At 67.7% G+C, this 19,263-nt stretch carries 18 protein-coding genes; 8 read left to right on the top strand and 10 right to left on the bottom strand.

Annotation, left to right across the window (positions count from 1 at the left end):
* Nucleotides 1–401: 401 nt before the first annotated feature.
* From DMB37_RS00220 to DMB37_RS00200, 5 genes are all read left to right on the top strand, one after another.
* Nucleotides 402–1,097 (top strand): response regulator transcription factor, encoded by a 696-nt coding sequence (locus tag DMB37_RS00220; RefSeq protein ID WP_135237237.1) that lies wholly within the window; start codon nt 402–404, stop codon nt 1,095–1,097.
* A complete protein-coding gene (locus tag DMB37_RS00215; RefSeq protein ID WP_135230883.1) occupies nt 1,094–2,281 on the top strand; it encodes a sensor histidine kinase in 1,188 nt (395 codons plus the stop codon). The genes DMB37_RS00220 and DMB37_RS00215 overlap by 4 nt, the downstream gene beginning before the upstream one ends.
* Nucleotides 2,278–3,360, top strand: a complete 1,083-nt coding sequence (locus DMB37_RS00210; RefSeq protein ID WP_240772167.1) for a hypothetical protein — start codon at nt 2,278–2,280, stop codon at nt 3,358–3,360. Before DMB37_RS00215 ends, DMB37_RS00210 begins: the two co-directional genes overlap by 4 nt.
* A 127-nt stretch (nt 3,361–3,487) precedes the next feature.
* Complete coding sequence (locus DMB37_RS00205; protein ID WP_135230881.1) at nt 3,488–3,775, top strand: response regulator transcription factor; 288 nt, start codon at nt 3,488–3,490, stop codon at nt 3,773–3,775.
* A 339-nt stretch (nt 3,776–4,114) separates the two neighbouring features.
* Entirely contained in the window at nt 4,115–4,639 is a 525-nt protein-coding gene (locus DMB37_RS00200; RefSeq protein ID WP_135230880.1) for a hypothetical protein, read from the top strand.
* Here DMB37_RS00200 and DMB37_RS00195 read toward each other — a convergent pair.
* Together DMB37_RS00195 and DMB37_RS00190 are read right to left on the bottom strand one after the other, a co-directional pair.
* Nucleotides 4,532–5,653 carry a triacylglycerol lipase gene (locus tag DMB37_RS00195; protein ID WP_135230879.1) on the bottom strand — a complete coding sequence of 374 codons (1,122 nt, stop codon included), beginning with the start codon at nt 5,651–5,653 and terminating at the stop codon, nt 4,532–4,534. The genes DMB37_RS00200 and DMB37_RS00195 overlap by 108 nt on opposite strands.
* A 415-nt stretch (nt 5,654–6,068) precedes the next feature.
* Nucleotides 6,069–7,274, bottom strand: coding sequence for a triacylglycerol lipase (locus DMB37_RS00190; RefSeq protein ID WP_135230878.1), 1,206 nt, complete (start codon nt 7,272–7,274; stop codon nt 6,069–6,071).
* A gap of 389 nt (nt 7,275–7,663) precedes the next feature.
* Between DMB37_RS00190 and DMB37_RS00185 the strand changes: the two genes are divergently transcribed.
* Together DMB37_RS00185 and DMB37_RS00180 are read left to right on the top strand one after the other, a co-directional pair.
* A complete protein-coding gene (locus DMB37_RS00185; RefSeq protein WP_135230877.1) occupies nt 7,664–8,299 on the top strand; it encodes a YdcF family protein in 636 nt (211 codons plus the stop codon).
* 13 nt (nt 8,300–8,312) lie between these two features.
* On the top strand, nt 8,313–9,326 hold the full coding sequence (locus DMB37_RS00180) for a fused (3R)-hydroxyacyl-ACP dehydratase subunits HadA/HadB (protein ID WP_167768660.1): 1,014 nt from the start codon (nt 8,313–8,315) through the stop codon (nt 9,324–9,326).
* An 8-nt stretch (nt 9,327–9,334) separates the two neighbouring features.
* On the opposite strand, the gene DMB37_RS00175 is transcribed toward DMB37_RS00180, so the two are convergent.
* The 4 genes from DMB37_RS00175 to DMB37_RS00160 all read right to left on the bottom strand — a co-directional run bounded on the left by DMB37_RS00175 (nt 9,335) and on the right by DMB37_RS00160 (nt 13,422).
* Nucleotides 9,335–10,369 carry an LLM class flavin-dependent oxidoreductase gene (locus DMB37_RS00175; RefSeq protein WP_135230875.1) on the bottom strand — a complete coding sequence of 345 codons (1,035 nt, stop codon included), beginning with the start codon at nt 10,367–10,369 and terminating at the stop codon, nt 9,335–9,337.
* Nucleotides 10,370–10,433: 64 nt separating this feature from the next.
* A complete protein-coding gene (locus DMB37_RS00170; RefSeq protein WP_135230874.1) occupies nt 10,434–11,453 on the bottom strand; it encodes an alpha/beta hydrolase family protein in 1,020 nt (339 codons plus the stop codon).
* Nucleotides 11,450–12,400: an acyl-ACP desaturase gene (locus DMB37_RS00165; protein ID WP_135230873.1), complete on the bottom strand. Its 951-nt coding sequence runs from the start codon at nt 12,398–12,400 to the stop codon at nt 11,450–11,452. Before DMB37_RS00165 ends, DMB37_RS00170 begins: the two co-directional genes overlap by 4 nt.
* A gap of 50 nt (nt 12,401–12,450) precedes the next feature.
* The gene (locus DMB37_RS00160; RefSeq protein WP_240772166.1) at nt 12,451–13,422 is read right to left on the bottom strand and encodes a transcriptional regulator; all 972 of its coding nucleotides are present in this window, start codon (nt 13,420–13,422) and stop codon (nt 12,451–12,453) included.
* Between the two features lie 537 nt (nt 13,423–13,959).
* Between DMB37_RS00160 and DMB37_RS00155 the strand changes: the two genes are divergently transcribed.
* Complete coding sequence (locus tag DMB37_RS00155) at nt 13,960–15,507, top strand: acyl-CoA carboxylase subunit beta (RefSeq protein WP_135230872.1); 1,548 nt, start codon at nt 13,960–13,962, stop codon at nt 15,505–15,507.
* A 62-nt stretch (nt 15,508–15,569) separates the two neighbouring features.
* On the opposite strand, the gene DMB37_RS00150 is transcribed toward DMB37_RS00155, so the two are convergent.
* From DMB37_RS00150 to DMB37_RS00135, 4 genes are all read right to left on the bottom strand, one after another.
* Nucleotides 15,570–16,154, bottom strand: a complete 585-nt coding sequence (locus DMB37_RS00150) for a hypothetical protein (RefSeq protein ID WP_135230871.1) — start codon at nt 16,152–16,154, stop codon at nt 15,570–15,572.
* Complete coding sequence (locus tag DMB37_RS00145; protein ID WP_135230870.1) at nt 16,151–16,795, bottom strand: TetR/AcrR family transcriptional regulator; 645 nt, start codon at nt 16,793–16,795, stop codon at nt 16,151–16,153. The genes DMB37_RS00150 and DMB37_RS00145 overlap by 4 nt, the downstream gene beginning before the upstream one ends.
* Nucleotides 16,796–16,991: 196 nt before the next feature.
* Nucleotides 16,992–17,939: a helix-turn-helix transcriptional regulator gene (locus DMB37_RS00140; protein WP_135230869.1), complete on the bottom strand. Its 948-nt coding sequence runs from the start codon at nt 17,937–17,939 to the stop codon at nt 16,992–16,994.
* Between the two features lie 142 nt (nt 17,940–18,081).
* Nucleotides 18,082–19,149: a fused (3R)-hydroxyacyl-ACP dehydratase subunits HadA/HadB gene (locus DMB37_RS00135; protein WP_135230868.1), complete on the bottom strand. Its 1,068-nt coding sequence runs from the start codon at nt 19,147–19,149 to the stop codon at nt 18,082–18,084.
* Nucleotides 19,150–19,263 lie beyond the last annotated feature (114 nt).

The raw sequence follows: 19,263 nt of genomic DNA, 5'->3' as shown, positions 1-19,263 counted from the left end.
CACCCTGCCGTCATTCACACCTCGGCGAAGTCAAAATAGGTAATTCGGAGCAAATCCGGGAATTAATGCGCGCGCCTCGCGCACGTCGAGTGATGTCCGATCCGCATGTGAAAATGCGGAATTCGAATCAGCATAAGCCGGGGTGCCGAAAACGGCCAAGCATCATCGGCAGGCACGGCCGCTGATCGTTACTGCCGCAACCAGTTTCACCACGTTTCGCACCGAACCGACCGGTCGACATCAGATTACGTTGTACGACACGCAATGTCGGACCACCATTCGCTCCCGCCAATCGACCCACCGCCGCCGAGGCCGAAATCCTAATTGCCGAACGGATTCACTTGGAACTTTCGGGACCGAGTGATTTAATGCCATCCATGGTGCTCCGTCGACTGCTCACAATGGCCGGCGTCGCCGTCACCGATCTGCCGGGTCCCTACGCGACACCGGGCACCGTGCGCCGAATCGGCATCGTCGAAGACCACCAGGCGGTCGCGGTCGGCCTGGCCGCAATCCTGTCCGACCAACCCGATCTCACTGTCGTGGCGATCGCGCCGACGGTGCCCGCACTCTTGGAGCGGACCACCGATCTCGACCTGGCCGTGCTGGACCTGCGGCTGCCCGACGGCTCCAGCCCGCGCGCGAATGTCGAACTGCTGCACAGCCTCGACATTCCCTGCCTGGTCTACACCACCGGTGACTGGCGGGACCTGATCCGCTCCGCCGCCCGCGCCGGCGTGCTGGGTGTCGCGCTGAAAAGCGATCCCGCCGAACGCACCACCGCGATGATCCGCGCCGCCGCCTCCGGCAGGCAGGTCGCGACGATGGCCTGGGCCTCGGCCATCGACAGCGACCCGGCGCTGACCAACATCGACCTGCCACCGCGGCAGCGAGACGTGCTGGAGCACTACGCCAACGGCGAGACCGCCGCCGCGGTGGCGCACAAACTCGGCCTCTCCGAACACACCGTCAACGACTATCTGAGCCGGATCCGCCGGCGGTACGCCGAGGCGGGCAGGCCGGTCCGCTCACGCGTCGACCTGTATCGCGAGGCCAAGCGGGACGGCTTCCTCGGCGGCGATCCCCGGCCCCGATGATCGAAACGGCCGCGCCACGGCGCAGCGCCGAATCCCGACTCGTCCGTGGCGCAAGCCTGTTCGTCGGTTCCGGGGGCATCTTCTATGCCGCCCTCACCCTGCCCACCGCCCTGGCCCAGTCCGCGCTCGCCGCGCCATGGTGGACACCGTTCGCGCTCACCGCGATCTATCTGCCCACCGTGTGCATCGTGGTCGCCGCGGCGCGCTGGCGCTTCGATCTGGTCCGTTACGCGGTCCTGGCTTTCGCGCTCGGCTACCTGCTCGCCGCGCTGAGTTGGCTGCTGGTGCGCGCCGATACCCTCGTGCCCGCCGAGAGGTCGTTGTGGATCACCTGGATTCCGGGTCTGCCCGCGCTGGCACTCTGTATCTTCTGGCGGCTCGTGCCCTTCGGTTATCTCACCGTTGCCGCGACGCTCGCCCAGATCGCCGCGGCGTACGCCCGAGGACCGGATGCGGGCAACCCGATCGTGCCGGAAATGCTGTTCGCCGTGGCCTATTCGGCGCTCCCCTGTGCCGCGTGCGTGGTGCTGGTGCGGGTCGGGCGCACGCTGGACCGGACCTCGCACGCCGTCCGCGCCAAGGCCACCGCCACCGCGGCGGCCGAGGCGCGCCGATTCGAGCGGCGGCGCTTCGACGCCCTGGCCCACGACTGGGTGATCGCGACACTGCTCGAGGCCTCGCGCGCGCCGAACTCCACCGTCCTGACCCATCACGCGGCGGTGACGCTGCGCGATCTCGAACGGCTGCGCACCGGGCGACCCGAGCCGGACACCATCGACCTCGACCAGGTGGTCGCCGGCATCCGCGCGACGGCGGCCGAGGTCGACGACTCGGTGCGGCTGCACACCGACCGTCCCGCGGGTGTCGCGCTGGCGGTGCCGAGCGACGTGGCGACCGCGCTGGCCGCCGCGGTGGGTGAGGCGCTGCGCAACTGGCAGCGCCACGCCGGGTCGCGCACCCGCGCGGCCGACTGCGCGGTGCGGGTGACGGCCGACGCGAATTCGGTGCGCGTCGATGTCATGGACGACGGCGTCGGATTCGATCCCGCAACGGTCCCGCCGGACCGAATCGGCCTGCGCGCCAGCATCACCGACCGGCTCGCCGAGCTACCGGGCGGTTGGTCCGCCATCGATGCGGCGCCGGGTCGCGGCTGTCACGTCAGCGCCGGATGGGTGGCACGATGACGACGAACCAGACCGTCCGTGACGACGTACGCGACATCCTGGGCATGCGCACCCCGGCGGCGTGGCTGCTGTTCGGCTTGCTCGCCGTCGCGGTCTGTTCGATGGCGCTCGCCGCGAACGACGGCATCCGCGATATCCGGTTCACCGCTCTCGCAGCGGTTCTCATCCTCGCCGCCGGTGCGGCGATGATCCTCGCGCCCGGCGATCCTCTGCCGGTCCGATTCGCCGCGCCCGCCGCGCTGGCCGCCCCGCTCGCGACCGCGCTGGCCATCTGGCAGCTGCCGATTCCGATGGACAACTCCACCCAGCTCTGGTTTCTCGGCGCGGGTTCGGCGTATCTGAACTTTCTCTGCGTGCGCGGCGCACCGCTGTGGGCCTGGTCGGGCGTGCTCGGACAGATCGCCGTCTGCGGCTGGTGGACCGCGCGCACCGGTCAGGGACTCCTTACCGGCGTGGGGTTCTCGTTCATCAACCTGACCCCGCTGCTGATGGCGACCTTCTTCGCCAGGGTGGTCCGCCCGATGGCGCATTCGATTCTTGCACTGCGCCAGCAAGATACCGAGCGCGCCGCCGCCGAAGCCGCGGCGCAGGCCGCTCAGCAGGAGCGCGACGAGCGCGTCGCCCGGCTCGACAGTGCCGCGCGGCCGCTGCTCGAGATCATCGCGTCCGGACGCGGACTCACCGCGCAGGAGCAGGCCGAGTGCAAGCTGGTCGAGGCGGAGTTGCGCGACGACATCCTGGGTGGTCTGATGATCGATGCCTCGGTCGGCACCGCGGCCCGCTACGCGCGCCAGCGCGGGGTGACGGTGGTGCTCGACGACGGCGGCGGGCTGGACGAGGTCGGCACCGACCTCCGAAACCAGGTGCGCACCGTCTTACGCGACGCGCTCGACTATGCCGACGGCGGCACGGTCACGGCGCGAATACTGCCGCCGGGCCGCGCGACGCTCGCCTCGATCCTGTTGCGCGACAACGGTGAACTGCGCATCGAGGTGCAGGCCGACGGCGCGATCCGGTCCGACCTGGACGACCACCAACTCGTTCGCGACGCGAAGCAAGACCCCAGACCTGCGGGCTGAAAGCTGGGGAATTCCCAGAAGCCAGCGGGGATCGTATATTCAGTGGGCACATCGGTTATTGGTCTGCAACCTTCGGGGAGGTGCGGCACCGGAGCCGACTTGGTACTGCACGAAGCGGGAAATACAGATGCACTCCATCGTTCCGGATCCCCGATCTCAACCGACCCCGAACCCGATCGCCTTGTGGCGCGACCCGCACCTGTCGGCGCGCGAACTCGAAGTGCTGGTCGCCTGGGTCAAGTGCGACTCGAAAACCCAAGTGGGCATGCAGCTCTACCTGTCGATCGGTACGGTCAACACCCACATCACCCGCATCCGCGCCAAGTACGCGGCGGTCGACCGGGCGGCCAACACCAAGGCCGCGCTGGTGGCCCGCGCTCTGCAGGACGGTTTGATCACGCTGGATGAGTTGTAGTCGCATTGCGCCACTGTCTTTCGTTCATTTCGACGCTAACATCGCGATAGTCGAAGCGAAGTCATTCGAACAGTGGATGCGGTCCGGTAACCTCCATTACTCCCCGACGACGGTGTCGGACATTTGACCGACAGACAACGATGCGAAATCGTGACATCGTCAGGGTTCGCGGACGGAACAGACCACGGCACTCGGCAAGCACGCCGCCGTCGTGCGAATCGGTTGCGCCCTCGATCTTCTCGGGCATTACTTGTTCTGGACTCGGTCGCCGGTGCGACACATCGCGACCACACGCGGAAGGTGTGGGCACCTATCGTGAACCGTCGCTATACCTATAAGGTGACTGTCCCCGCTCCGGCGCTGGACGATCTCATCCTCGCGGTGCACGAGGCCGTCGGACAGTCGGGTGGGCGGTCGCCGCGCCGGTGGCGCTACGGCAACGTGGTCGGCATCAGCACCCCGCGGGTGCGCGACCTGCCGCTGGCCACCGTGGATGTCAAGCATTGCGTCGAGCGCCGGGCGATCGCGGCGATCACCGTCACGGTGCACCGCAAGGTCGCCGTCGATGTGATCTTCGCACTGGACGACATCGTGGCGTCCGCTCAGTTCCACTGCACCACAACGAACTCCGCGATCGCCCTGGCACAGGAGTTGTCCTGGGCCGAGCATCTGGCGACGAAGACTTCGGCGGCGCTCACCGCGAGTGACATCGAGGTCAGGGTGTCCCACGCGTGCGCGAGCGCCGCCGAGTCGCCCTCAGAGGTGTCCGCCGCCGCCGATCAGCCACGGGTTGAAGGTGCAGACGAGATCCGGGTGCCCGGCCGGATCCAGGGCGCGCAGGGCGATGGCGAGGGCGCGGGGTGAGTACATCATCGTCTGGTGATCGGAGAGGTCTTGTTCGCAGCCCTCCTGGAGGGTGATGTTCTGCACCGACGCGTCCCGGCCCTGGCGCAGGAAGGTCAGGTTGTAGGGGGTCATGATCTCGTCGTAGCGGGTGCCGACGATGGTGTAATCGACGCCGGGGACCGTGTCGCCGTCGGCATTGAGCTGGTTGACGAAGTCCGAGCCGATGGTCTGCTCGGCGACCGCGTGGCCGACCACGATCGAGCTGGCGCCCACGATGTCGGCGCCGACGTTGTTGATGGCCCGGCCGAGCGCGGCGATACCGTCGATGGTGGAACCGTGATGCGTTGCGCCGTAGGTGATCAGGTTCTGCACCTTGGCCGCGCCGCCCTCGAACTTGGTGTACCAGTTCGCCATCGCGCCACCCTGCGAATACCCGATGATGTCGACGGCGGGCGCGCCGGTGGCGGCCAGTACCCGGTCGACGAAGGTGGCCAGCTGCTTGGCCGAGATCTCGATGTTGCCCGTGCCCATCACGCCCGGCAGCAGCGGCGGCAGGCCGCCGCCCTGCGTCGGATCGGCGCGGCCGTAGTTGAACGCGAAGGTGCAGAAACCTGCGTCCTTGATCGGCTGGCTCATGAACGCGAAGCTGTTGTAGGCGTTCATCCAGGTGCCGTGCAGCAGCACCACCGGGCGCGGGTGCGCGGCGGTGGGCTTGCAGTTCCAGTCGTTGGCGCCGGGCGGTGCGGCGTCCGGGTGGGTGAGACCGTAGCCGAAGGCGGCCAGCCAGGCGGGCAGCACCGGACCGGAACCGACTGTGTCGCTGGCGAATCCGCCGGACAGACCCGCGCTGAAGCCGTAATCGGCGACGGCGGCGCCTGGGCCGCTCGCGTCGATCCGGTCGGCGATGCGCTGCTCGATCGACGCGTCCGGCGGTGCGGCGTTCGCGCCCGCGCCCGCGACACCCGTGAGGAGCGCGCAGACGCCGAGCAGCGCCGCCGCCATCGATAATCGACTGGAGGTCTTTCGTTTCATCGACATGCCTTCCTGCGTCGGGCGCAGCGTTCGGGATACACGGAAACGGCACAGTCCGGCACGGGAAGATCCGGGGCGATTACCCCGAACAAACCCGTGCCGGACGGTGCGACCTACAGGCAAACAGCGACTCATGGAGCGGATATAACCACGCGACCAATGGCGCGTAAATTTCATCCAGATTCGGTAAACCTGGTGCAGATTCGGTGAAAGGCACAGTGCCCACCGGGCGGCGCGTGCGGTCGCCATCCGGTGGGCACTTTCGCCACGGGCCGAAATTCGCTACGGAACAGAGAGGCGGGGTTGAAGAATCTGTTCTGTGCGCATCGGTCGCGTGACGGTGGCGCATCCGGCGGAACAGGTTCGGAGGATTGGGGTTCCACCTGTTCGCCGAGATGCACGTTCTATCGAGGCGCTACAGCTGGCCGCCACCGCCGATCAGCCACGGGTTGAAGGTGCACTCCAGGTTGGGGTGGCCCGCCGGGTCCAGTGCACGCAGCGCGATCGACAAGGCGCGGGGTGAGTACATGATCGTCAAATGATCCGAAACGTCCTGTTCGCAGCCGTCCTGCAAGGTGATGTTCTGCACCGTGGCCCCTGGTCCCGGCCGCAGGAAGGTCAGGTCGTACGGATTGGTGATCTCGTCATAGCGGGTGCCGACGATCGTGTAGTCGACGCCGGGAATGGTGTCGCCGTTGGCATTCAGCTGGTTGACGAAATCGGAGCCGATCGTCTGCTGGATACCGGCGTGCCCGACGAAGATCTCGATGAAGCCGAGAATGTCGATGCCGAAGTTGTTGATCGCCCGGCCCAGCGCGCCGATGCCGACCAGGGAGGTGCCGTGATGTGTAGCACCATAGGTGATCAGGTTCTTCACCTTGTCCGCGCCGCCCTCGAACTTGGTGTACCAGTTCGCCATCGAGCCACCCTGCGAGTGCGCCATGATGTCGACCTCGGCGGCGCCGGTCGCGGCGATGACCCGGTCGACGAAGGTGGCGAGTTGCTTGGCGGAGTCCTGGATGTAGCCGGTGCCCATCACGCCGGGCAGCACCGAGCCGAGACCGCCGCCCTGCACCAGGTTGGACCGGCCGTAATTGAAGGTGAAGGTGCAGAAGCCGGCGTCCTTGATCGGCTGGCCCATGTACGCGTAGCCGTTGTAGGCGTTCATCCAGGTGCCGTGCAGCATCACCACGGGGCGCGGATGCGCCTCGGTCGGTTTGCAGTTCCAGTCGTTCGCGCCGGGCGGCGCGACATCCGGGTTCATCAGGCCGTGGCCGAAGGCGGCCAGCCAGGAGGTCATCGGCGGGCCGTAACCGACGGTGTCGCTGGCGTATCCACCGGACAACCCGGAGCTGCTGCCCGAGCCGCCGTAACAGTTCCCCGAGCCGTTGCCCGAACCGGCACCGCTGCCGGAATTGCAGGCGGAGCCGGACGCGCTGCCGGATTCGGCGACCGGCGCAGCTTTCCGACCCGCGGCGATGTAATCGGCCAGCGACTGCTCGGTCGCCAGGGCCGCCGGGTCAGCGCTCGCGCCGACCCCGGCGATGCCCATGATCAGCACCGAGACACCGGTCAGCACCGCCGCCGCGAGCGACGATCGGCCGAAGGTACTTCGTTTCATTGCATGCCTTCCTACGTCGAGCAAGAATTGGTGTCGCAGTGCCGAGGGGGATGCCGTTCGGCGGCACCGAAACTGCGCCAACGCTAAAACCGGGAAGGTCACCGACCGAGGGGACAGCGCGGTTACTGGACAGCTCACCAAAGCCGCTGTCGCGGTTAGGTATACGGCACAGTCCGGACCGGCACATTGATCGGTGAGGAATGGTCACAGCGCGGCGGCGCGATATTTCCGCGGTCCCACAAAAGGCACGTGCTTTTCTCCGAACCGCGACGGTGCCGGACGGTGAGGTCTACAGACAACAAAAGAATTGTGCGGCGCAGCCGACCGAATAACCGAGCATGGGTGAACCTTTCCCGCTGTCCGCAGCCTGCTGATCCTCGGAGCTGCCCATGTTCGCTAAATCTTTTCGCGGACCGTCGTGCCCGGCACGGCGCACCGTACGCACTCTCTTCGGCGCGGTCGCCGTCGCCGCCGCGCTCATCCACTTTCCGGCCGCGCTGGCCGAGAGCACCGGCTCGGCCGACCGCGCACTACCGGATGTGCTGCGGGCCCTGGTCCCGCCGGAGCCGGAACCCCTTCCCGCGCTCCACGGTCCGGCGACCGCGATCGTGGTGCTCGGCTACGGCCTGTTGCCCGACGGGTCGATGCGCCCGGAGCTGATCGACCGCCTGCACGCCGGTTTCGTGCAGGCGCTACTCGCCCCGGCGTCGCCCATCATCGTCACCGGCGGCAATCCGCACAACGGCATCACCGAGGCACGTGCGATGGCGGATTGGTTCGTCGAACACGGCATCGCACCCGAGCGGATTCATCTGGAACCGGAGGCGGCGTCGACCGTGCAGAACGCCGAACACTCCGCGCGGATCATGCGGACGATCGGCGCGCGGGATGCGGTGGTGGTCACCTCGGCCGACCATATCGACCGGGCCGTCGGCACCTTCACCGACGCGGGCGTGGAAGTGGTCGGCACGGTGACGCCTGATCAGATACCGCCGCTGGCATGGCAATTCGGTCCCGGTTCGTAAGGCAGGAGCAATGATGCGCGACCTTTCCGTCACACCGTCCGACCAGGTCGGTGCCCTGGTGAACCACCGGTACCGGTCGGCGACCGCCTACGCGATCGACCGGCCGACGATCCGCGAATTCGCCCGCGCGGTACAGGATTATCACCCGGCGCACTGGAGCGCGGACGCAGCCGCCGAGCTCGGTTTCGCCGGACTGCTCGCGCCGGCCACGCTGTCCTCGATGATCCTGAACCGGGTGCAGCGGGAAATACTGGACACCTTGATCACCGGGTATCCGCCGACCCGGATTCTGCACGCGGACCAGGTTCTCGATCTCGGCAGGCCGCTGGTCGCGGGCGATCGGCTGAGCTGTGACATCTATTTCGAGTCGTTCCGGCATTTCGCCGACTACGACGTGCTGGCGATCAAGAGTGTGCTGATCGATCAGCACGGCGAGACCGTGCAGACCGGCTCGACCGCGCTGCTCGCCAGGACCGGCCTCGCCGAGTCGGTGCAGGGCTACTCCCCTATCCGGCCGGGTCCGAAGCCCGGCAATCTCGTCCCGGTGGCCGCGGCCCGCGTAGCCCCGCCGTGTGCGACTCGAATACCACGCACCGTCATCGATTTCGACACGCTCGCCGTCGGCACCGAACTTCCTTCGCACACCGTGCATCTCTCGCGCGGTGACGTGGTGACCTACGCAAAGGCGGTGGGTGACACCGAGTCGGCCACCTACGACGAACGGACCGCGACCGGCCTGCCGTCGGTGGTCGCCCCAGGCATGCTGAAACTCGGTCTGGCAGCGGGCTTTCTGAGTTCCTGGCTCGGCGATCCGTCCGCTGTCAGCAGGTTTCGCGCACAGTTCGCCCACTTCGCGCACTCGCTTCGGGTTCCGACGCGCGCGACGAGCGCTATCGAGTTCAACGGCCGGATCACCTCCCTCGATCCGCGCCGTCGCCGGGCAACCATCGCGATCGACGCACGATCCGACGGTCGCAAACTGTTCGGCTACGCCGCCGCGGAAGTCCGCTTCCCGCTGGCCGATTGAGCCGTCGGCTACACCGCAGAGGTTGCGCGGGCGGCGCTCGCCGAGCCGAGCAGGCCGGTGAGTCGCGCTAGCCTGCGATGCGACTCCAACCGGGCTGCCCGATCGTAAGTGCTTGTGTGCACCAGGATTTCGTCGGCGCCGGTGCTGAGCACCAGCCGCTCCAACTGATCAGCGACCTCGTCCTCGGTGCCGTGCACATGACCGCGCAGCGAGTCCTCGAAGATGCGCCGTTCCCGGTCCGTCATGGTCATCGCCTCGATCTCAGCGGGCGGAATCAGCGTCGGGAATTCGCCGCGGGTCCGCGAATACGCGTTCGACCACGCCTCGGGCAGCAGCAGCCGGTGCGCCTGCTCGGTGGTATCGGCGATGACGACCGACCCCGACACCATGACGTACGGGCTCGCGCCCCAGGCGGTGGCGCGGAACTCGGCCCGGTAGCGCTCGATCGCCTCGACCATCCGGTCCTGCCCGCCCACCGCCGCGATCACCAGCGGCAGCCCGAACCGCGCGGCCCGCTCCGCCCCGGAGCCGGTGGCCAGCAGGAACGCCGGGATCCGCAAACCCTCGGCGGGCCAGCCGTGCACGCCGTTGCGACCGTGGTCGAAGTAGTCGAGCAGCTCGGTCAGCTGGGCGTCGAAGTCCTCGGCGTCGCGCTTGTCGTGGCCGAGCGCACGGCGCACCCCGTCGGTGAAGCCGACCGAGCGGCCGAGGCCCATGTCGATCCGGCCCGGATACAGCGACTCCAGCACGCCGAACTGTTCGGCGACGATCAGTGGCTGATGGTTGGGCAGCATCACCCCGCCGGTCCCGATCCGGATGCGTTCGGTCGCCGCCGCGGCCGCCGCGGCGAGCACCGTCGGCGCCGACCCGGCCACACCGGGCACGCTGTGGTGCTCGGACACCCAGAAACGGTGGTAGCCCCACTCCTCGGCGAGCCGGGCGAACTCGACGGTGTCGCGCAACGCCGCAGGATGACTCTGCCCGCGCCGAACGCGCGAACGGTCCAGTACGGAGAACCGGACGGAGGGAAGTGCCGAGGTCATACCTGTATCAACGCAACAACCTCCCGCTGATTCCACCCGGCCACGTCACAGCAGGCGGCGGGCGTCAGTAGAGGGCGGGGGCGAGGGCCTGCCAGGCCTGCGGGAGTTGCGCCTCGAAGTCGGGCCAGGTGTGCATGCCTGCGGTGTCGTAGTGCACGGCGGCGGGGATGTTCAATTCGGTCAGCCGTCCGGCGAACCGCTCGGTGCACGAGCGGGCGCCGGCTTCCAGCGCCGCGCCGCCGCCTGCCAGCCGCAACGCCTCGACGATGGTGGGCGACTCCGCGATGGCCACCAGGTCGGCGCCGGTGGGCACACCGGTGGCGGCCGAGAGGTAGATGGCGGTACCGCGCAACGCTTCCGCGCCGAGCAGGCTGTCGTGCGCCGCCCACTCCGGTGACGTCGGTGGGCCCCAGAGGTTTTCGACATTGCCGCCGCGCGAGGCGACGGTGATCGTGGTGACGGCGCGCCCCAAGGGATCCGCCGTCGAATAGCACCCGCTCATGCCCGCCACGGCGTGGTAGCGCCCCGGATGCCGTTGCGCCAGCATCATTCCCGCCTGCGCACCCATCGAGACGCCGGCGATGGCACGGCGGCCGCTGGACCGTAGCAGCGACTCCACGATCGGCGGCAGTTCGTCGGTGAGGAAGGTTTCCCACCGGTTCAGGCCGAGGGCGGTGTCGTGCCGGACCCAGTCGCTGTACATGCTGCCGGTGCCGCCACCGGTCAGTACCACGTCAACCGGCTTGTTCGCGAAGAACTCCGCCGCGCCGCCCTTGCTCAGCCAGCCCGAGGTGGCCTCGCCGTCGACGCCGTCGAGCAGGTACAGCGTGGGGCGCGGTGCCGTGCCGGTGCCGCGCAGCACGTCGACCTCGATCACTCGCCGCATGGCTGCGGACGAAATCCGCAGCCGCTCGCGCCGCGGGCCAACGCTGTCGATCGAGAGCAGTCCGGTCCTGGTCATCGCCGGGTCGACGGCGGGCGGCGGCGCGCTCGGCACGCCCGGAGTGTCGGCCACCGCGGGCACAGCGACCGTCGCGGCGATGACTGCCATCGCCGCCGCGCTGATCGGACCCCGGAGTCTCATGGTTTCGCGGCGGCTCGTTCTGCCTGTCTGGCCGCCACCCGGTCGCGCTGTTCTTCGAATCGTGTTGCCTTCTCGGCCAATTCGTCGAGGTAGGCGCCGAGCTCGTCGCGGGCTCGTTCGCCGTCGCCGGATAGGTCGGTGCGCTCGAACACATCCCACGCCCGCAGCACCGGCCGCACCACCACGTCGAGGTGCTGGCGCAGGTCGTAGATGCCGTGTTTGGCGAGCACGACCGCGTTGCGGCGGAAGTTCGGCTGGGTGAGGCCGGGCATCTGGAAGCGCGTGACGACGTCGGTGATGGCACGCAGCGCCTCGTTCGGCATCAGGTCGAGAGCCGCGGCGCTGATGTTGCGATAAAAGATCATGTGCAGATTTTCGTCGGCGGCAATCCGTTGCAGCATACGCTCGGCGATGGGTTCGTCGCACGCGGTTCCGGTGTTGCGATGACTGATTCTGGTGGCCAATTCCTGCAGCGTGACATAGGCGACCGAACGCAGGAACTGCTGGCCCTTCACGGGTTTCGCGATACCCGTGGTCATATGCGCCATCCTGGCCTGTTCCAGCAGCACCGGATCGACCGCGCGGGTGACCACCAAATAGTCGCGCATGACGATGGCGTGGCGATTCTCCTCGGCGGTCCAGCGACCGACCCAGGTGCCCCAGGCGCCGTCCAGGGAGAAGGTTTCCGAGATCTCCCGGTGATAGGACGGCAGATTGTCCTCGGTGAGCAGGTTGGTCACCATGGCGGTCCTGGCCACCTCGGTCAGCCTCGATTGACCGGGCTCCCAGTCTATTCCGCCGAGGGCGGCGAAATTGCGGCCGTCGTCCCACGGCACGTAATCGTGTGGATTCCACGCCTTGGCTTTGCGAATGTGGTCATTGAGCAATCGTTCGGCGACGGGTTCCAGTTCACACAGAATATCGCGATCGGTCAACGCGGTGGTCACACGGACTCCTTATGCTCGGCGCGGCGGAATTCGACCCTAAAGGCGAGACATCAAGCGGAACGACCGATTTCATGATCGTTGGGCGAGGTGACGACGGGAATCCGGACCGGCTGGGCCGGGTCACAATCGGGCGAATCCTGCGGCTCGGCCACCCGGTAGAGGCCGGGCGCCCGATCCGCGCCGCGGATGCGGTCCAGCAGGTCGTGGGTGCGCGCGGCGAGTTCGGGAATCCGCGCGGTGGGGCCGACGGCCACGACCGCGGTCAACGGCACCTCGGCGGCGTCGCTCAGCATGGCGAGCACCTCGGCGGTCATCGCGGGCGAGCCGATGCGGGCAGGCCGGACATCGGTGGGCACGAGCACCGTGCCGCCCGCCGCGGACAGCAGCGACAAGGCCCGGGAGCCCAGCGGTTTGGCCAGCGCGGACTGCACCCTGCGCAATTTGCGCCGAGCCGCAGCGGCGCCGAGGCCGGGTCTTCGCTCCTCGGGATGGGCCGGAATGCTCAGCGCCACCACCTGATACGCCGGTGCGATCGCGATCCCGGTCTGCATCGCCAGGTCGCCCATCGCATGGCCGCCGAGCAAGGCCGACACCAAAGTCTGTGCTGCGGTTTGGTGTTCCCTGGCCACCACCCGATGCTCGTCGACATAGGCGGTCGAGGCTTTGAGCGTCACCATTTCCAGCACGCGCAAGATCAGCTGGGCCCCCGCGACGACGTCGTCGCCCTCGGTATCCGCCGCGACGAATTCCAGCCCGGCGCGAATTTCGTCGTGATACGCGGCCAGCACGGTTTCCAGTGCGACCCCTTCACGCGCCCAACGCGTTGCCGCACCCGCGATTTCGGGTGGCTCGGCCACCCGCGGCGGTGTCCGCGGCGCGAGCAACTTCATCGCGGCGACCACACAATCTCGGGTGGTGGCCGTGACCTCGCCCGGCAGACCGGCACCCGCGTGCCCGGCTAAGTAGTCGAGCAGTTTCGACGCCAAACTCGCGGAACCCGAACTCACCTGCATTGCCGTCATGACTCATGAAGGCTAGCGCCGGATCGTGATCAAATCGGGATACGAGCGCGAAATCGGGGATCTCATCAGTGATCTCGCCACCCATTGGGCGAATTCACAAGCCGCCGAGTGATTTACGGCACAGCCGACCGACCACCCGGGCATGATTTCGGCGGCGACCGCGCATTCGGCCTACCGGGGTTTCCACCGCAAAGCGGCCGCGCGCCACCAAAGAATGTATGACGCAGCGCCGACCGCGCATTCCGGCGCTGCGTCGGCGTCACCTTAACGTCACCCGGAGGTCCCCGAACAGACATCCGCGCGAACCTCGGGACCACTCATCGGCGCGACCCACGCAGACTGGTAACTTGCACAAACACCGGCCCCTTCCGCAGGCCGCGCGGGGTGTCCCCTACACCGAGAGCGGGCCGACCAAACCTGTGAGCTGTCCCATCGGATCTGACGAACAACTGTGCAGTAGCTCTCACCACGGATAGCATCGAGCGCTGCGCCCCCGTACGGCGACGCTGCAGAGTTTCGAAGGGCAAAACACTACCTATGACCGGTACGCGAGAGAAGCTGGAAGAGCTGCGGGGGATCCTGGAGCTCGCTGAGGAACCCGCCGGCGAGACCGGCATCGCGAAACGCAAGACCAAGGGCATCCCGAGCGCGCGGGAACGGGTGCGCGCGCTGCTCGACCCGGGCAGCTTCGTGGAGATCGGCGCGCTGATGCGCCAGACGGCGCAGCCGGGCGCCATGTACGGCGACGGCGTGGTGACCGGCCGCGGCCGCATCGACGGCAGGCCCGTCGTGGTGATCGCGCACGATCAGACCGTGCACGGCGGTTCGGTCGGTGAGATGTTCGGCCGCAAGGTCGCCACCGCGATGGAGTTCGCCTACGAGAATGCCTGCCCGGTGGTGGCGATCAACGACTCCGGCGGCGCCCGTATCCAGGACGCGGTCACCTCGCTGGCCTGGTACGCGCTGATGTGCCGGCGCCAGGGCGACATGTCCGGCTATGTGCCGCAGGTGGCCATCATGCTCGGCAAGTGCGCGGCCGGTTCGGTGTACGGCCCGGTCAATATGGACGTGCTGGTCGCCACCGACAAGTCGTACATGTTCGTCACCGGCCCCGAGGTCACCAGGGAGGTGACCGGCGCCGACGTGAGCGCGGACGAGCTGGGCGGCGCCGCGGCGCTGGCCCGCAACGGCACGGTGCACCATGTCGCGCCCGACGAGCAGGCCGCCTTCGACTGGGTGCGCAGCTACCTCAGCTTCCTGCCGTCGAGCTGCCTCGAGCTGCCGCCGGTGGTGAATCCCGGCCTGGAGCCGGAGGTGACCAGCCATGACCTGGAACTGAATTCGATCATCCCGGATTCGGACAAGGTCGGCTACGACATGCACGAGATCCTCGTGCGGATCTTCGACGACGGCGACTTCCACGAGATGGGCGCGGCCACCGCGCAGAATCTCATCACCGGTTTCGCCAGGGTCGACGGCCGCAGCGTCGGCGTCGTCGCCAATCAGCCGCAGGTGCTCGGTGGCGCGCTCGACGCGCAGTGCTCGGACAAGGCCACCCATTTCATCCGGCTGTGCGACGCCTACGGGCTGCCCCTCGTCTTCGTGGTCGATACCCCCGGCGTGCTGCCGGGTATCGAGGAGGAGCGCAGCGGCGTAATCAAGCGCGGCGGCCGCTTCTTCCGCGCGGTCATCGAGGCGACCGTGCCGATCGTGACGGTGGTGACCCGCAAGGCCTATGGCGGCGGCTACGCGGTGATGGGCTGCAAGCAGCTCGGCGCCGATATCAGCCTGGCCTGGCCGACCGCCCGGATCGCGGTGATGGGCGCCGAGAGCATGGTCGGCATCGTCGGCCGCAGGCAGCTCGAGGCCGCCCCGGTCGATCAGCGGGCGACGGTACGCCAGCAGATGATCGACTTCTACAACGCCACCATGGCCACGCCGTGGATCGCCGCCGAACGCGGCTACATCGACGCGGTCATCGAGCCGTCGCAGACGCGGCTGGAGATTCGCAAGGCCCTGCGGTTGCTGCGCGACAAGAACACCGCCAAGCCGAATCCGCGCAAGCACAGCCTCTTGCCGGTGTAGTCGATCGGGTCCGGTCGCGTTGTGTCACAACGCGACCGGACGCCGACAGTGGCGTGGTCGAGTCAGCTGTGGCTGCCCCAGCGCAGATCCGCTGTCGCCCACTCCATTTCCCACATCCGCAGCCGCCTGCGATCGAGGCTGCTGCGCAGCGTGAAGTAGCAGCCCGCCGCCACGGCCATGGTGCCGAGCACGGCGCCGGTGGTGAACAGCACCGCCTTGCTGAGCGCCTGGCTCGGCGACGGCGGTTCGACGATCTTGCCCGCGCTGTTGCGCCAAATGGTCACGGCCTGACCGGGTTGCACGACGGTGGTCGATTGGTAGTCCTCGTTGTGCACCACGCCGTCGGCGTCGGTCCACCGGACCTTGGCGGGCATGATCGGCGCGTACAGCGGCGCCTTGCCGGTCTCGGTCACCGTCGCCTCGATCCGCTGCAACTGTGCCGTTTTCGCCTGCACCACAGCGGTTTCGGTGTGATAGACCCGCGCGCCCACCGACATCACCAGCACCGGAACGAGTATCAGGAACACCAGCGCCAGGGCTACCCCAACCATGGTCTGCACGCGGTCTTCTTTGCGCCGCATGGGATTTCGGTCCAGTCCGACGCGACGGCACGTCCTGCGATACATATTCACCGACCCTGTGGTCATGATGGTGACTCCTCGGTCCGGAATTCGGTGGTGAGTGCGACGAGTGTGTCGAAATAACCCTCGATGAGGTCGGGCAGGCCGTTCGGATCGTCGCCGGCGGCCCAGGTCTGCAAGGCCGAGATCAGCAGGCCGGCACCCGCGGCCACCGCGGTGGCCGGGCGCAGGTCCCGCTCGGGGTCGACGCCGAGCCGGGCGGCAATGATCCGCACCGATTCTCGCTGACCTTCGATGCGGATGCGCTGATATCCGGCGAAAAGTTCGGGTTCTTCCTCGAAGCGCTGGAACAGCGCCCAGCGCCTGGCCAGCAGCGCGGCGCGTTCGCCGCCGTATTCCGCGTCGAACCAATCGTGCACGGCGTTGCGGTAGGCGACCAGCGGCGATTCGTGCGCCGGGCGGCGGCACAGCGCCTCGTTGAACAGGTGAACGTCTTGGTCGACATCGCCGAGGATCGCCTCCGCGATGGACGTGAAATGCCGACTGAAGGTGCGCCGGGTGACGCCGGCCCGCACCGCGATGTCCTCGACGGCCACCGCGCCGAGCCCCCGCTCGGTGAGCAGCTCGAAGGCCGCACGCGACAGCGCTTCCCGGCTGCGTCTGGTCCGCAGCCTGCGGCCATCGAGATCGACACCGGTGTCGCTCATAATGTCACTTTACCACCTTATTGTCCCATCGGGACAATACTTCGCGCCCTGCGAGGACTCGGTTTCGGGGTCGCTCGGACCGACCCCGGCCGAGCGCGCTACAGAGCGCGAACGTCCAGTCTGTTCCAGTATCGGGTGCCCAATTCGGCCGAGCCGAATCCACTTCGGCCGAGCGGAATCACGTGACGAAATACCGTCAGAACCGGCGGGTACCGGCCGGCTGATCGAGGATCGGCGGCTGGCGGCGGCGCAGCGCTTCCAGCAGCGAGACCGTGTACTCCGGCGGCGCGGCGTGCACCGAAAGTTGGTTGGCCACGGCGCGATACGCGTCCACGTCGGCCTGCTTGTCCAGGTACAGCGCACTGGTGAGCTGCTGGAGATAGACGATGTCGGGCAGGTCGGACTCGGCGAAGCGGAGCATGGTGAACGCGCCGTCGGCGAGCGCGGGTCCGCCGACATGGTCGGCCAGCACCTGGACGGTGATATTGCGCTTCTCGATGACCTTCAGCAGATGATTGATCTGCGCGTTCCACACCGCGGAACCGCCGATCGGCCTGCGCAGCGCCGCTTCCTCCACGATCACCCAGAGCTGCGGCGGCTGCGGGCGGTCCAGAATCTCCTGGCGGCGCATGCGCAGCGCGACGCGGCGCTCGATATCGGGCTGTAGTTCGCCGGAGTGGGCCAGCGACAGCAGCGCGCGGGCGTACTCCGGGGTCTGCAGCAGTTCGGGCACCGCGCGCGGTTCATAGGCGCGGACCAGCGTTGCCGCCTGTTCCAGGCCGAGGTAGGTGTCGTACCACTTGGGTAACCAGTCGTTGTCGCGGTGCCACCAGCCCGACTGATTGCCCTGCCGCGCCAGCTCCAGGAATTCCTCGCGCTCGGTGGGGTCGGTGACCCCGTAGAGGTCGAGCAGATCGGTCAGATCCCGCACCCGGAAACCGGTGCGGCCGAGCTCCAACCTGCTGATCTTCGAGTGCGAGCCGCGAATGGCCTCGCCCGCGTCCTCGCGGGTCATCCCGCAGGCCTCACGGAGTTTGCGCAGCCTGCTGCCGAGCATCATGCGCAGCACCGTCGGTGCGCCCGTCGGGACGACCCCACCGATCAGCGGGGATTCAGCCGACTGACGCACCTCAGAAGGACGCATAGATCGAGTCTGCCATGCGAAGCTTGTCTGTTTCTACTGACCAAAGACCCTGTGCCCGGCTCAGGACCCTCGATACAGCGCTGCCTCACCTTTGATCCAGCGCCGGCTCGGAATGAATACCGCGCCGAGCCGGCACGCGGGATCAGCGCAGCGCGACCTCCGCCGTCGCGCGACCGAACAGCTTGCGGCCGTCGCAGGTGGCGGTGAGGGCGACGGTCGCGGTCCGCCGTTCGGGGTCGAGCGACTTGATCTTGCCCCGGAATTCGATGGCACTCGCCTTGGTCGCCGCGACCGGCGCGAATCCGGCGAACCGAACGCCGTAGCTGGTGACCGCGGCGGGATCGCCGAGCCACGAGGTCAGATAACCCGCGCCGAGACCCATCGTCAGCAGCCCGTGCGACACCACGTCCGGCAGGCCCGCGCTGCGCGCGACCACGTCGCTGAAGTGGATCGGATTCGAATCACCGGATACGCCTGCGTAATTCACCAGATCGCCGCGCGACAGCGGCATCGAGTGCACGGGCAGCTCCATGCCGACGGACAGTTCGTCGAAGCTCGGCACGGTACGCGGGGTCCGCTTGCGGTCGAGCGGGTCGGTGCGCACGGGTTCGTCGAAGCACTCGACCACACCCGCTTCCTCGCCGAGCGTGCTCCGCTGTGTGGCGGCGTCGTGCCGGTCGGCGGTCGACTGGCCGGTCATGATGACGCCGTCGACCGCGGACCGCAGCTCGGCGGCGATCGCCACGCCGGTCTGCGCGACGGCGGTCGAGGTCGCGATCTGCAATAGTTCCTTGTGCTGGTTGGTGAGCACGCTCTTGGTCACCATGAAGTCTTTGTCACCGAACTGCCGGAACGACTCGATGTAGGAGACGCAGTGCAGCTGGTCGCCGGCCAGCACCGGGCGGTGCACCTCGATGGACTGCTCGGTCTGCAGCACCTGACCGATGTCGTAGGCGGTGAGCACCGACTCGAACATCTTGCGCTGCATCAACATCAGCACGATCGAGGTGAAGGTCAGCGGCGCGATCAGGGCGTCGTAGCCGAGCTCCGCGGCGGCCGCCTCATGCCAGTGCGCCGGATGCCGCTCGTGCACGGCACGGGCGAACTCCCGGATCTTCTCGCGCCCCACTTCGTAGTGCTCGGTCATCCGGTAGTGCCGCCCCACCAAGGCCAGGGCCTGTTCGGACGCGGTGGTCGTGATGTCGTTCATCTGCCTCTTTCGAAAAGTCCCGGCGTCGAGCCCGCCCGGACCGGCCCACAATACCGAAACACGGCAGAGTCGAATCGCGCGGGCGGCAAGTCCGGACGTCGCCCAACCGACATC

Origin of the sequence: Nocardia sp. CS682 (assembly GCF_004634405.1) — a bacterium.
In the GTDB taxonomy this organism is placed as follows: Bacteria; Actinomycetota; Actinomycetes; order Mycobacteriales; family Mycobacteriaceae; genus Nocardia; species Nocardia ninae.
Note: the sequence above shows the minus strand (reverse complement) of the source record. Positions and strands in the feature narration are given on the sequence as shown.

Coding starts and splice junctions, on each gene's coding strand:
- DMB37_RS00135 (WP_135230868.1), bottom strand. CDS start 19,149: ATGAACGACATCACGACCACCGCGTCCGAACAGGCCCTGGCCTTGGTG.
- DMB37_RS00155 (WP_135230872.1), top strand. CDS start 13,960: ATGACCGGTACGCGAGAGAAGCTGGAAGAGCTGCGGGGGATCCTGGAG.
- DMB37_RS00185 (WP_135230877.1), top strand. CDS start 7,664: ATGTTCGCTAAATCTTTTCGCGGACCGTCGTGCCCGGCACGGCGCACC.
- DMB37_RS00160 (WP_240772166.1), bottom strand. CDS start 13,422: ATGACGGCAATGCAGGTGAGTTCGGGTTCCGCGAGTTTGGCGTCGAAA.
- DMB37_RS00205 (WP_135230881.1), top strand. CDS start 3,488: ATGCACTCCATCGTTCCGGATCCCCGATCTCAACCGACCCCGAACCCG.
- DMB37_RS00190 (WP_135230878.1), bottom strand. CDS start 7,274: ATGAAACGAAGTACCTTCGGCCGATCGTCGCTCGCGGCGGCGGTGCTG.
- DMB37_RS00210 (WP_240772167.1), top strand. CDS start 2,278: ATGACGACGAACCAGACCGTCCGTGACGACGTACGCGACATCCTGGGC.
- DMB37_RS00180 (WP_167768660.1), top strand. CDS start 8,313: ATGCGCGACCTTTCCGTCACACCGTCCGACCAGGTCGGTGCCCTGGTG.
- DMB37_RS00175 (WP_135230875.1), bottom strand. CDS start 10,369: ATGACCTCGGCACTTCCCTCCGTCCGGTTCTCCGTACTGGACCGTTCG.
- DMB37_RS00150 (WP_135230871.1), bottom strand. CDS start 16,154: ATGACCACAGGGTCGGTGAATATGTATCGCAGGACGTGCCGTCGCGTC.
- DMB37_RS00145 (WP_135230870.1), bottom strand. CDS start 16,795: ATGAGCGACACCGGTGTCGATCTCGATGGCCGCAGGCTGCGGACCAGA.
- DMB37_RS00195 (WP_135230879.1), bottom strand. CDS start 5,653: ATGAAACGAAAGACCTCCAGTCGATTATCGATGGCGGCGGCGCTGCTC.
- DMB37_RS00215 (WP_135230883.1), top strand. CDS start 1,094: ATGATCGAAACGGCCGCGCCACGGCGCAGCGCCGAATCCCGACTCGTC.
- DMB37_RS00140 (WP_135230869.1), bottom strand. CDS start 17,939: ATGCGTCCTTCTGAGGTGCGTCAGTCGGCTGAATCCCCGCTGATCGGT.
- DMB37_RS00170 (WP_135230874.1), bottom strand. CDS start 11,453: ATGAGACTCCGGGGTCCGATCAGCGCGGCGGCGATGGCAGTCATCGCC.
- DMB37_RS00220 (WP_135237237.1), top strand. CDS start 402: ATGGCCGGCGTCGCCGTCACCGATCTGCCGGGTCCCTACGCGACACCG.